The sequence below is a fragment of the Thermogemmatispora sp. genome, assembly GCF_019683755.1.
Classification (GTDB): Bacteria; Chloroflexota; Ktedonobacteria; order Ktedonobacterales; family Ktedonobacteraceae; genus Thermogemmatispora.
The window spans coordinates 1-12416 of the sequence record NZ_JADGHT010000120.1; the positions used below are offsets into that span (position 1 = coordinate 1).

A 12416-nucleotide genomic window follows, 5' to 3' on the forward strand; every position below is an offset into this window, starting at 1 on the left:
CGTTTCGCGCATGCACGCACGCATCTTTATCCAGAATGGACAGTATATGATCGAAGATGAGAACAGTACGAACTATACCTTCTTGAACCGCCAGCGCTTGGCACCCAAAACGCCAACACCGCTGCATGACAACGATGAGATCAAGCTGGGCCGCGTGCTGCTGCGCTTCAAAACTTCTTAGTCCGGCTAAGAGACGAAACGAAACGGACGGGGAAGAGTAAGCCAACACACGACGGGGGAGGCAGGTAGTGGCCCAACCACAGCCTAACCAGAGAGCTGGCCAGCTAGCTATGCCTCCCCCCGTCATTGACAGCCAGGATCACTACCCGCTATAATCTACAAGACATCCTTTAGTGGAGGAGAACGAGGGGTTTATGAAACGTACCTGGCAACCCAAGCGTATTCCCCGCAAGCGGGAACACGGCTTTCTGAAACGCATGGCAACGCGCGCCGGTCGGCGAGTGTTGAAGGCCCGCCGCCTGAAGGGTCGCTGGCGCTTGACGGTTTAGCTAGCTAACTAGCTAGCTAGCGCCCAGCAAGCATGGCGGGCCGGGCCTCCACTCGGCTCGACAGCATCGGCTTGGCTTGGCTCAGCTCGCTTCAGCTCGGCTCACTGCCCGCTCGCGTCAGCTCGCTCCCTGCTGAGGGTGTCTCTTACGCTGCTCTCTCTCACCTGATGGTGAAGATGATACATACAAAGCTGTCAGAACGGTGGCATTAAAACGCGAACTGCGCCTGCGTAGAAGCCGCGATTTTCAGCGGGTCAGGCAGCAGGGAAGGAGCGTCGCCTCTAAGCTGTTGGTCCTCGCCTGGGCACCGACGGAGAGCGATCAGGTTCGTGTCGGCTTCGTGGTTAGTCGACGCATCTTTAAGCTGGCAACGCGACGTAATCGCATCAAACGCTTGCTCAGTGAGGCCATCCGGCCTTGCTTACCTCGGCTGCGCGGCGTGGACATTGTGCTGATTCCCAGGCGCGAGGCGCTTGAGGTCGATCTACAGACGTTGAGGGCTGATGTACAGACTTTGTTACGCCGGGCGCGCTTGCTGCTGACCGATGAGGCGTTCGGACGGCAGCGCGCCGCCGGCAGAAGTGTCCACAAAGGTCGATAGCCGTGAAATACGTCGCTTTGTTTTTGATCCGTGTCTACCAGCGCACCTTTTCCGTGATTCTACCCCCGTCTTGCCGCTTCGTGCCTTCTTGCTCACAGTACGGTTACGAGGCGATTCAACGCTTCGGGCTGATCCGCGGGGGCTGGCTAACGGTAAAACGGCTGGCGCGTTGTCACCCGTTCTATCATGGAGATCTCTATGACCCGGTTCCTGAGCGCCTGGGCTAGTAGTAGGCAAGATCGAGGAAGGCAGGAGAAATCCCGTGGGGATCAGTGATTTTATCAATGTTGTCTTTACGCAGCCGATTTTCAACGTTTTGATGCTGCTGTACCACCTCTTTGGCGATTTCGGCCTGTCGATCATCGTCTTGACGATCATTATCCGCCTGATTCTTTTCCCGCTGACGCTGCAGCAGCTGAAATCGGCCAGGGCAATGCAGGAGCTGCAGCCAGAGCTGAGCCGCATTCGTGAGCGCTACAAGGACGATCTTCAAGCTCAGATGGCGGCAACTCAGGAGCTGTACAGACGGTATAATATTAACCCTTACTCAGGTTGTCTGCCTCTGCTCTTGCAGTTGCCGGTCCTCTATGGACTGTACTTTGCTTTTCGGGCAGTCATCGATGATGCCTCTCTGAAGGGAACACAGGGGTTGGAGCGGCTCAATGGCTTTATCTATCCCTTCTTGCCTAAGTTTAGCCACTTCCCCAATGTCAATCTCGACTGGTTCACCTTCATCAATCCATCTTGGCATCTGTCGCTGGCCCTTCCCGATGAAACTCACATTCTGCCAATCTTGGCGGCTTTGGCAACCTTCGTCCAGCTCTACTTGACTCAGTCCCGTACTACCCCCTCGCTCGCTACAGCGTCTTCTTCCGGTAGCAGGTCCTCCGACGCTCTGGCTGCCCAGCAGCAGACGATGAAGATCATGACCTGGTTTATGCCTCTGCTTACCCTCTTCTTCGCCTGGAGCTTCCCCGCTGGCCTAGCCCTCTACTGGGCCGTTGGCTCCATCCTTATGGCTATCCAGTACTACCTGGTTACAGGGCCTGCTAGTCCCTTCTCGCTCTCGCGTAAAACAGAGAAGGACCTTTCGCAGGGCGAGCAAACAGCTCAGACCCGCCTGCTTGACGAGACCACTGAGTCACAAGAGGCTCAGGTGGCGCTCTCCAATGAGCATACTTTGCGCAACAACGCAACGAGCGCTTCGCGCCGCCACTTGCGCAGTGCTTCCGCTCGCCGACGTGGCGTCGTCAGGAGGAGAAATCCTACTCTCAGCTAGTTAGCTGGTTCGAAGGAAGGAGCTTGTATCTGTTATCAGGTTAGGTTACATTAAGTGAATTGGGCCGGGGCAGAATGGACCGGGCTGCGCCGGCTTTCTGGTTAGCAGCAGAGTCGATGAGCAGGCCTTGCCAGCCAGTCTCCCGCTGGCTGCTGCTGTACCTGTCACGGTCCGGTTGGGTTGGTCTGCCTTCTCCAGGTCGTACCCTGGTACGCCGCCCCGGCGGGCAACCAACTGACCGTTTCTCTCACGCTCTCGCTTCTCATTCTGCCTGCATTGTGTGATACCTTCAAGGGAGGCAAGTAAGCAGTGGAAAGCATTGAGGCCAGTGGTAAAAGCGTTGAAGAAGCTGTCCAGCAGGCTCTGCTCCGTTTGGGCAGGCGCCGAGACGAGGTCGAGGTGACGGTCCTCCAGGAGCCTTCACGCGGCGCCTTTGGACTCGGTAGTCGCGAGGCCCGCGTCCGGGTAACGGTCCGCCCCAGCCGCGGCGCGGTGATTACCCCTGAAATGGCCGACGCTATTTTGAGCCAGGTCGAAGCGGAAGATGAGGAGGAGGATTTCTTCGCTGACGCTTCTCACGGCGCCTACGATAGCGAAGAGGAGTTTGAGGATTTCCCCGAGGAGGGTGAGAGCGATCAGGGGAAAGGGACGACACGCTACGGCTCGGAGCCGTCCCCATTCCTCCAACAGTTTCAGCCTTCTGCTCTCTCTCAGCAGTCCCCCGGGGATCAGGTTACTTCGGAACCTTCTTCCCCACCTAGTCCCGCTTCCGTCGCTCCAGCCGGCTCAACATCTGCCTCGGCTCCCGTCGCTCCTTCCCCTAGCGAGACTTCCGCTGGCTCTTCCGCTCCTCAGGAGCCAGTGCAGCCTACGCGCGAGGATATTGAGCTGACCGTCGATGTGCTCCAGCATATTTTGCGCTATATGAATATCCGCGCTTCGGTCCAGGTGCGCTCGACAGATCCTCTTACGCTCAATATCCAGGGCATCCATGAGAATCTGGGCCTGCTCATTGGTCGTCGTGGCGAAACCCTTTCAGCTCTCCAGCTCCTGGTGAATCTCATTGTCAGCCATCGCACGAAACGTCGCATGCGCATCATTGTCGATGCCGAGAACTATCGCCAGCGCCGTGAGGAAAATCTGCGCTCGCTCGCCTTGCGAGTGGCTCAGCAGGTGCGCAACTACCGCCGCTCGATCGCTTTGGAAGCTATGCCTCCTCACGAGCGACGGATCGTGCATCTGGCTCTGGCCGATAGTCAGGATATCAGTACGGAGAGCATCGGCGAGGGCGACGCGCGCCGCGTGGTGATCTCTCTGAAACGACCCGGGCGCTCGTAGGCACTGTCTCCGCCTTCGGCTGACTAGCTCCGTTTCCGCTCCTATCACGGGGGGGATTGTTGGCTTGCTCGCAGGCTGCTTGTTTGCCTTCTCCCTCCCTAGCGGGGAGGGTTGTCGCGCGTAAGGCTTGTCCCAGCCGGCGGCAAGCGGGCATGATATCAGGCTAGGGAACTGCGCCACTCAGGCCCGAGGGAGGTGTTCTTTTTTATGTCTGCAACTATCTTTCAGCCCGCTCGCGCTGAGCCTCCTGCTTTCCTCAGCATTGGCCATGTCACTCGCGATGTGCTTCCCGATGGCTCATTCGCTCTTGGCGGTACGGTGACTTTCGCCACGCTCACGGTTGAGCGTCTCGGATTGCCCGCCGCGCTCGTTACTTGTGCTGCTGTGGACCTCTGTCAGCAGTTGCCTTCGCTGCTGCCCGGCATCGGTCTGGCGGCGCGCCTTACTCCAACAACCACAACTTTTGAGAATCGTTATCAGGATGGCTTTCGCATCCAGTATCTGCGTGCTCGCAGCGAGCCTCTGGCGTCTGAGGATGTTCCGCTTTCCTGGCGCGCCGCTTCGATCGTGTTGCTGGCTCCCCTGGCTCAGGAACTGAGTCCGGAGATAGTGACCCTTTTTCCGCGCGGCGAAGGTCGTATTCTGGCCGCTACGCCGCAGGGCTGGCTACGCCGTTGGGACGCCGATGGTCGCGTCTGGCCCACGCCTTGGGAGTCCGCTGAGCAGGTCCTGCCTCTGTTAGACGCTCTGATCTTGAGTCATGATGATCTGCTGCCCTTCGCAAACGGCAGCCGGGCCGAGGCTGAGGCAATTTTGCGCCACTGGAGCCAGTTGGTTCCCTTGCTGGTGGCAACGGCAGGTCGCGAAGGGGCCACCCTCTTTCGCAATGGCCAGGCCGAGCATTTTCCAGCCTATCCCGCGCGTGAGGTTGACCCTACGGGCGCAGGCGATGTCTTCGCGGCTGCTTTCCTGGTGCATCTGGCTCGCTCCGGCGACCCCGCCGCGGCGGTCGATTTCGCAAATTGTGTGGCTTCATTCTCGGTGGAGGCCGTGGGCACACAGGGCATCCCTACGCTGTCCCAGGTGGAGGAGCGCCTGACCCGACGCCGACGTTCAGCAGGCGAGTAGCTAGCTTGATGCCGAGGCACGCTGGTCTCGCTGTCCCAATTATCGCCATCGTATGCCTTCCCCTCTTTTGAGGCCCTGATCTCTACGCTGGCTGGGCCCAGGCGCACTTCCCAGCTTTGCCAAGGTTTTGGGTCCCGAGACCTTTCTTGTTAGCAGGCAGCGTGATAGAATGAGAAGAGCAGCAATCTTAATGGGAGGTTCTCGCCAGCGCCGATCAGGCCGAGCGTTACGATGGAGCAGGCTTCGCTCTTTCCAGATTCAGCATCGGCTCAGAAGGAAGTGCCAGCGCGCGCCGTGACCAATAAGGCCAAGGGCGTTGAGCCGCTGGCTTCTCGCTTGCGCCCGCGCTCACTAGAGGAGTTCGTGGGACAGGAGCATTTGCTTGGAGAAGGGCGCTTGCTACGACGCTGCCTGGAGGAGGATCGCGTCCCTTCACTGATTCTTTGGGGGCCACCCGGCAGCGGTAAGACTACGCTGGCTGGTTTGATCGCACAGCTTACTCGCGCTCACTTTGTTTCCCTCAGCGCCGTTGCAGCAGGCGTGGCCGATTTGCGCCGCGTCGCCGAGGAGGCCCGCACACGGCGCCAGTTGAGAGGCCAGCGTACGATCCTCTTCATTGATGAGATTCACCGCTTGAATAAGGCGCAACAGGATGCCATTTTGCCATACGTCGAGCAAGGTCTGTTGACGCTGATTGGAGCGACGACTGAGAATCCGTCTTTTGAGGTGAATGCCGCGCTGCTTTCCCGCTGCCGCGTCTTTACGCTCAATCCCCTGAGCGATGCGGAAATTATCCGGCTCTTGCAAAGAGCTTTGCAAGATGAGGAGCGGGGCTTGGGTCGGCAGCATCTTGAGGTCGCCGATGAGGCACTCCTGCAGATCGCTCGCTTCGCTAATGGCGATGCCCGTACGGCGCTCAACGTGCTGGAGCTGGCCGCCGCAGGCGCTAGCCAGGGTCGGATCACCCCCGCCACCGTGGCAGAGGCTCAGCAACAGCGCGTTCTGCTCTATGACAAAAGTGGCGATCAACACTACGATACGATCTCAGCTCTGCATAAGGCTATCCGTGGCTCCGATCCCGATGCCGCTCTCTATTGGTTGGCACGGATGCTGGAAGCGGGTGAGGACCCGCTTTTTATCGCCCGCCGCTTGATCCGCATCGCGACCGAAGATGTGGGGCTGGCCGATCCTTTGGCTCTGCCCCTGTGCGTGGCTGCTCAGCAGGCGGTTCAGTTCGTGGGCTTGCCCGAGGCCGATTTGGCCTTGGCTGAGGCAGCGGTCTACCTGGCCTGCGCACCAAAAAGTAATGCCCTCTACCTCGCTTACGGACAAGCACGCGATGATGTGCGTCAACTGCGCCAGGAGCCGGTGCCTCTCGCGCTCCGCAATGCCCCCACAACGCTGATGAAAGAGCTAGGCTATGGCCACGATTATAAGTATGCTCATGACTACTATCGCCAGCTTGAGGGGGAAAGCGAGGACCCGTCACGACCGCCAGCGGTCCAGTTGCAGGAGTACTTGCCGGCCAATCTGCAGGGACGCCATTATTATGTCCCAGGACTCCAGGGCAATGAGGCCAGTATCAGACGTTGGCTGGAGCGGCGCCGCTCCTCTTCCGCTCCGCAGTACCAGCAGCCATCTTCTGACACGTCAGGCCTCCCCCATCATGAGGCTTCTTCACCCATTTCTGGAGAGAGCCATTCTTCATGCTGATACATATATAGTCAAAAAGCAGGTAACTGCCGTTTTCTTTTCAAAACACGTTTGCATTGAATTGATATACATCTATCCTTGACAACCTGGCTGGTGATCTTACATAATTATTGGGGCTTGCAATTTGTGCGTCTGGTGCTTTCGTCGAGCAACATGCATTGACATTGTGCGCAGCGCCCAGGAAAAACTCACCGAGAAAGGGAGAGCTAATGTCTGGAGAAGAGAGGCAGCAATATACGGCAGCAAGGCGATCCGCCCGACTCAGAAGAGACGATATGCCCCTCCCTACCACTCAGACACGCCGTGGCTATGTACCACCAGATCCGCTCGATTATCTTGCAGAAGACGATCCAGATGCATCGCGACCGCCGCGGCCCGGTAGCAGTGCTATTCGCCTCAACGATCCTCGTCTCACGGGAACCCAGCGAGCTATTAGTCCGCAGTCGACCACGCGACAGATGCCGGTACCCTACACCTACCGGCGCAGCGCACAGCAACCAGTGACGACTACGGCCAGCCCCGCCATCACGGGGCGCATGCGTGCGACCCCAGCGCCGGCGCCGGCAGCAGCCCCGCCGGTAGCGACGAAAGCCCCCTACAAAAGCGGCCTGTCAGGGCGAGAGAAAGAGTCAGGTCGCCGCATTCATTGGTTGCTCTTTATCGGTGTAGGCATGCTTGTCATGCTGGCCCTCTGGGTCCTGACCTCCTGGCTGATCTCTTGGGGCACGCAGCGTCTCGATGACATCCGCTATGGCAATCCACGCACCTATCAGACCGACGCTGTCGTCGGGCATGGAGGTGACAGCCCTCAGCACCCCAGCCATTTTATTGCCATTAACCTGCACGGCCACATCATCGTTGTTGAGCTGATGGCCGGTGACCCAGCGAAGGCCATCACCTATGGCGGCCCCTATCTGTATGGCACCAACTCCAACGTTGATCAAATCCCCCCGATCTTGGAATTCAAGGATGTCAACGGCGACGGCAAGCCAGATATGATTATCCACCTTGGTGATCAGAACATCGTATTCATTAATACGGGGACCAAGTTCAGGCCGTCTGATGCCAATGATAAAATCCACCTCTAACAGAGGGAAGAGTTATAGATCGATCGTCGCTATCCTCGCTTGCGGGTGCGGACCCGCGAGAGAGGAGCAGTGGCTCCCTCCTTAGCTGAGCGGTGACGGTCGGCTCAAACGGAGATGTGCATCTGAGGTACAGTAGCGTAAGCGGGCTGGACAGGCAGGGTGCTCCTTTGAATGGCTGCAGTATAGCTCTGCCTCGCTTGCTTTTTTGTGCTCTTTTCAGCCTTAACCACGAGCCGGCAGGGATCTTCTCGGGTTTGCTCCCTCTTTGGCTTCAGCATCTTCCCCCTCTTCGCTCTTTAGCGCCCCTTTCTGAAGACCTGGCGATAGCCTTCCTCTACTACTTCCGTCGGAAAGATGCGTAATAGAGTGGCCAGGACCAGGGCCAGTGTGAGCCAGTCGAAGCCAGCGTCAAGCGGCACTCCGAGAATGGTACCGACAACGGGCAGTACCGCGCTGCTTATCACTTCACCTAAAGCATCAGGGAAAAGCAGTAGAATGATGAGCGCGCCACAGCTGCCCACAAAGAAGAGTTTGCGCCAGAGACCGACCTGCTTATGTCGCAGCAGATAGGCAATCAATCTGACGGTTTTTCCAAGATGAAAGAGCAGATCCAGGCGCCTGGGCCAGAGCCGCCGTGAGCGGCTACCGGGGACGAGCAGTTCTCTTGACATAGCCTTCCCTCCACTAGTTAATACGCAGCAACAGCCATCAGGGTTTTCCTGTCGACTCTTGACAGAGAAGAGTCTTGGAGAGTCGTAACAGGCGATTTCCCCAGTCCGGCTCCGGCAGCTCAAGCGATGCTTTGCTATGACAGACCGGCAGGCAGGAGAACTGACATGGCATGGAATGAGGGTGAATGAGACCAGCTCTGCTGCCTGCAGTGAGTAGCGCCTTGGTGAGTCAGCTCCCTGTCTCAATGGAAAAGGGTCGGGATTACCAGTGAGGCGGCATACTCCAGGTGCCAGATGACCAAGCCGGCGGTTACAAGCGCTAGTAGGATATGGAAGATGCGCCAGTAGCGAATGACGTAGCGATAGAATTGCTCGCGCTGGAGAGCGCGTTCAATGCGCCGCAGGGCCGCTATCTGCTCTTGAGCGCCGGGCAGTAAGGCCCCGGGCTGGCTGAGCGGACTTTTGCGATCAGGCACAAGGCGATAGCTGGGCTCATAGCGGCTGAGTTCTTGAGGGGTCTCCTCCAGGGTCAGATAGGCCAGATCCCACGGGCCATGCAGGGTGCGCCCGCGTCCCGGGCCGCCGCGTTCTGCTGCAGAGGAGAGAGCGGAGGAGGCTGAGGCTGGTGAGGGGGTCAGACCTCGGACGCGCTGGGAGTTATGCTCAACAATCGCCTGGAGCTGCTGGGAAATAGCCTCGATGCGGTCCTCCCCTTCTACTGTCAGGGCCTTGCTGGCCTCTTTCGCGATCAGGCGCGGCATGATGCGATCAAGGGCTCGTCCAATGATGCCGCTGATTACCAGGGCGATCAGGCCGTAGAGGGCATAGGTGCCAGAACGAGGGTTAAAGTTGCCAAAGGAGTGGTAAAAGATCAATGCCAGGCCGGTCAGCCCAAAGAACATGTGCCAGCCCAAAGCGGAGCGCAATCCACCGATAACCTTTTTGCTTTTGCGCGAGCGGCGGCGCAAGCTGTAGAGGAGCCCGGCCAGCAGGAGAAAGACTGTGCCCACTACAGCGTAACTCAGGCCGACCAGGCTGTCGGGCGTGGGATCGCTGCCGTGGCGACTATACCAGATACAGAAGGCAAGTCCAGCGATAATGATGAATAGCCCCAGTGAGATCCGCAGGAGATTGTGCGGCTTGAGATAGACAAAGAAGAGTGGATAGCCTCCAACACCAGACCGCTCCTGGCTGGCGCTGTAATCATAGGGCGAGGAAGAACGTAAAACCGGCATGAGTTTAATCCTCCTCTCCAGAACGGTACAGACGAATCTTCAGCCACATCATCATGGCATCACGGTGGAGGCCAACCGGACAGGGAGGTACACAAGCGCCACACTGATAGCACGAGCGGGCAAAACGTGCCACTGGGGCCGAGATCGGGCCGCCAAAGGTCTCGCGATTGAGGACATCGATGGTCAGGGGTTCGTCAAGCGCTGGGCAAGCAAGCAGGCACTCGTTGCAGCCAATGCAGGCCTCAAGTTCCTGCTGCACCTGTGAAGCAGTTTTATGCAAAAGGACAGGATTACGCACCTATCGTCCTCCCTCCTGTCTCTCTCTGTAGGATCGAACATGCTGGGTCTGCGCTGGACTCCGGCGAGAGAAGGCCGGCAGCGCAGGGTCGCTGTAGGCCCAGAGGTTGCGCCGTCCTCCTTGGCCTTGCTCTTGCGAAGCCGGCAGGCTGCCAGAGTTGAGACGTGTCCCTCCTTGTCCGTGTTCGGGCAAAGCCGGCAGGCTGCCGGTGAAAGGGCTGATCTCTTCCTCTTCTCGCAGGATCGGATAGCGGGGAGCACTGGCCGCCGGCTGAGAGGTTGGGGCACGCTGGGGCACCAGGCTAGGCCCGGTAGAGATGGGAGGTAATTGTTCGGTTGTCGGAAGACGAGGCGCCGGCTGAGCCGCCTCTGCTGCTGGCTCGCTGCTACGCACAGCGGGAATGGATTCGGGTGTTTGCTGATACTGGTGCTGGATAGGAGAGGGCTTCACGCTGGCCAGGCGCCCACTCGTCACTAGATCCTGAGCGCTATAGGTGCGTCGACGGCTTAAGTACTGACGAGCATCGAATTCGCCTTTCAGGAGACCTTTTAAAATATCGCGTACGGGCAGCTCTTCGTCGATGATACGCTTGATCGCCAGACTATCTGGCTGCATGGGACCAAGTGAGAGATAGCCAATTAGGCGTTCTCCCTGCAGCAGGAGACGGCGATAGCCCCCACGGCTGGTATCGGTCAGTACATAGGACCCAGGTGGCGATTGCAGTGGGTTCCCTACATAGAGCATTGACAAGTCGCCCAAGTGGGTGGCGTGCCAGGGAACGCCGAACGGACGTGCCGCCTCACGATGACCGGTCATCATCGCTCCCGCTAAACGGCCCTGCTCCACGGCAGCGTACCATTGGGCACGCGGTTCGTAGCGGCCAGTAAGGGGGTTTTTCAGGGCCGCCACATCGCCGGCGACGTAGATGTCACGCACGCTGCTGCGCAGGTGGTCATCGACCAGAATGCCGTTCTCATGCTTGAGGGGCAAATCACAGTGTTTCGCCAGATCCGTCACTGGCTTCGTGCCAGTACAGGCGACGACAAGCTGACAAGGAATAAACTGCTGATGGTTGGTGACCACGCCAATGACGCTGCCCATGCGGCCAACAATGCCAACTACCTCGGTGGAGGTATAGACGCTTGCACCGGCCTGCCTGATACGCTCTAGCACCATTTCTGAGGCGGTCTCGTCTAGCATACGCGGCAGTAATCCCGCGCTGCGAATTAGCCAGTGGACGTGAATGCCCCAGTGCAGCAAACACATGACCGTCTCACAAGCGTGGGCACCGCCACCGATCACTACGGCTTCCTCAACTTCGGGCAGACGCCGCCGTAGATCAAGATAATCTTGCAGGCGGTGTAGCGTCAGGACGCCATCGAAATCACGCCCCGGCAGATGGGCAGGCAGCGCGGTCGGCGTGCTACCAGTGGCCAGGAGTAGTGAGCCGTAACCAAAGGCACTACCATTGGCCAGGGTCACAAATTTCCCCTGGGCGTTGATTTTTTCAACCCGCGCGTGAATGAGATGGATACGCTCTTGCCGCTCTGTGCCGGGAGGATAGGCTAGCAATTGCTCGCGGGTTAGTTTGCCAACGGCGAACTGCTTGAGCGCGGGTGTATTGATCGTGGGATGGTTCTGATCGGTGATGATCACAATGCGGGCATCTGGCTCGAAGCTCCGCGCCTGGATGGCCGCAGTCAGACCGGCAATGCCGTTGCCGACAATCACAATATCAGCACGATCAATACTGGGCGGCTCACTCCCTTTGAATAAGGGTGCCCGATGACCTGCATGATCCTGTCTCATATCTCCTCTATCTATGCTCACCCATCACCTGATTTTCGATCAGGCTCGTGCCTCGCAGCGCCATTCAGGCTCTGCTCGTTTAGCTCTTTCTTCCCTGCTGATTGCTCAGCGCTTCTGGTAGCTCATTTCTCCTGGCCGTCGGCTGCCCTGCACTGCATCTGCGTTATTGGCTCTCTTCCATCCAGCTATCCCTTGCTGTCGAAATGGGTGCTTCTCCCAGCGCGCTAAGACGCTTAGGGATTCGTCGCTGTGGCTGCCTGACCATGCTCCTCCTTGGACTTTGGACAATCAGACGCCCAGCATGCACAAGACCACCGATACAGATAGGCATACTCTCGCTCCCTCCCGTCCATGCTCAGTGCGACGCTAGTCTACCTGAAAGGCCACCGGGGGCTTGCCCGCAGTCTGCGCGTAGTAGTAGACATCGGTATGCGCTTTCTCTCTCAGGTGCCGCTCCATATGCTGCAGCGCCAGGCGACAGCGCTCGACACAGAGAAAACGTAGTTGCTGCCCACTGGCAGTCTGGAGCACAAAGCTCATATCGGCCTGCTGAATCGCAATGATTTTGCCATCGGCGTGCTCTACACCTGGTCCCTGGGTGACCATCGGATTGAAGAGAGCAAGCGGGCTAATGCAGGCCAGCGATAGGATAGCGACCAGGAGCAAGACGAATATGACAGCTGTGCTACGCGGAGAAATCATAATCGCCAGCCCGGAAATTCATATCCATACATAGGAGTATTTTAT

The 12416-nt window shown here is 58.3% G+C and carries 14 protein-coding genes; 9 read left to right on the forward strand and 5 right to left on the reverse strand.

What is annotated here, in order from left to right; all coding sequences use genetic code 11:
* From IRZ24_RS09845 to IRZ24_RS09885, 9 genes are all read left to right on the forward strand, one after another.
* On the forward strand, positions 1-181 hold a 181-nt coding region (locus tag IRZ24_RS09845; RefSeq protein ID WP_297163275.1), incomplete at its 5' end, for an FHA domain-containing protein.
* Between the two features lie 193 nt (positions 182-374).
* Positions 375-509 (forward strand): 50S ribosomal protein L34, encoded by a 135-nt coding sequence (gene rpmH, locus IRZ24_RS09850; RefSeq protein ID WP_069805928.1) that lies wholly within the window; start codon positions 375-377, stop codon positions 507-509.
* A gap of 202 nt (positions 510-711) precedes the next feature.
* A complete protein-coding gene (rnpA, locus tag IRZ24_RS09855) occupies positions 712-1110 on the forward strand; it encodes a ribonuclease P protein component (protein ID WP_297163278.1) in 399 nt (132 codons plus the stop codon).
* A 2-nt stretch (positions 1111-1112) separates the two neighbouring features.
* Positions 1113-1337: a membrane protein insertion efficiency factor YidD gene (yidD, locus tag IRZ24_RS09860; protein ID WP_297163281.1), complete on the forward strand. Its 225-nt coding sequence runs from the start codon at positions 1113-1115 to the stop codon at positions 1335-1337.
* Positions 1338-1372: 35 nt separating this feature from the next.
* The gene (locus IRZ24_RS09865) at positions 1373-2389 is read left to right on the forward strand and encodes a YidC/Oxa1 family membrane protein insertase (protein ID WP_297163284.1); all 1017 of its coding nucleotides are present in this window, start codon (positions 1373-1375) and stop codon (positions 2387-2389) included.
* Between the two features lie 309 nt (positions 2390-2698).
* On the forward strand, positions 2699-3727 hold the full coding sequence (jag, locus tag IRZ24_RS09870) for an RNA-binding cell elongation regulator Jag/EloR (protein ID WP_297163287.1): 1029 nt from the start codon (positions 2699-2701) through the stop codon (positions 3725-3727).
* 207 nt (positions 3728-3934) lie between these two features.
* On the forward strand, positions 3935-4855 hold the full coding sequence (locus IRZ24_RS09875) for a PfkB family carbohydrate kinase (RefSeq protein ID WP_297163290.1): 921 nt from the start codon (positions 3935-3937) through the stop codon (positions 4853-4855).
* A 231-nt stretch (positions 4856-5086) separates the two neighbouring features.
* The gene (locus tag IRZ24_RS09880; protein WP_297163293.1) at positions 5087-6568 is read left to right on the forward strand and encodes a replication-associated recombination protein A; all 1482 of its coding nucleotides are present in this window, start codon (positions 5087-5089) and stop codon (positions 6566-6568) included.
* 275 nt (positions 6569-6843) lie between these two features.
* The gene (locus IRZ24_RS09885) at positions 6844-7656 is read left to right on the forward strand and encodes a hypothetical protein (RefSeq protein WP_297163295.1); all 813 of its coding nucleotides are present in this window, start codon (positions 6844-6846) and stop codon (positions 7654-7656) included.
* 296 nt (positions 7657-7952) lie between these two features.
* Here the strand turns inward: IRZ24_RS09885 and IRZ24_RS09890 are convergent, their stop codons facing one another.
* The 5 genes from IRZ24_RS09890 to IRZ24_RS09910 all read right to left on the reverse strand — a co-directional run bounded on the left by IRZ24_RS09890 (position 7953) and on the right by IRZ24_RS09910 (position 12371).
* Positions 7953-8327 (reverse strand): hypothetical protein, encoded by a 375-nt coding sequence (locus IRZ24_RS09890; protein ID WP_297163298.1) that lies wholly within the window; start codon positions 8325-8327, stop codon positions 7953-7955.
* Positions 8328-8569: 242 nt separating this feature from the next.
* Positions 8570-9562 carry a hypothetical protein gene (locus IRZ24_RS09895; protein WP_297163301.1) on the reverse strand — a complete coding sequence of 331 codons (993 nt, stop codon included), beginning with the start codon at positions 9560-9562 and terminating at the stop codon, positions 8570-8572.
* Positions 9563-9566: 4 nt separating this feature from the next.
* Positions 9567-9860 carry a 4Fe-4S dicluster domain-containing protein gene (locus IRZ24_RS09900; RefSeq protein ID WP_052891136.1) on the reverse strand — a complete coding sequence of 98 codons (294 nt, stop codon included), beginning with the start codon at positions 9858-9860 and terminating at the stop codon, positions 9567-9569.
* Positions 9861-11669 (reverse strand): FAD/NAD(P)-binding oxidoreductase, encoded by a 1809-nt coding sequence (locus tag IRZ24_RS09905; RefSeq protein ID WP_297163304.1) that lies wholly within the window; start codon positions 11667-11669, stop codon positions 9861-9863. It lies immediately after the preceding gene.
* A gap of 366 nt (positions 11670-12035) precedes the next feature.
* On the reverse strand, positions 12036-12371 hold the full coding sequence (locus tag IRZ24_RS09910) for a hypothetical protein (RefSeq protein WP_297163307.1): 336 nt from the start codon (positions 12369-12371) through the stop codon (positions 12036-12038).
* Positions 12372-12416 lie beyond the last annotated feature (45 nt).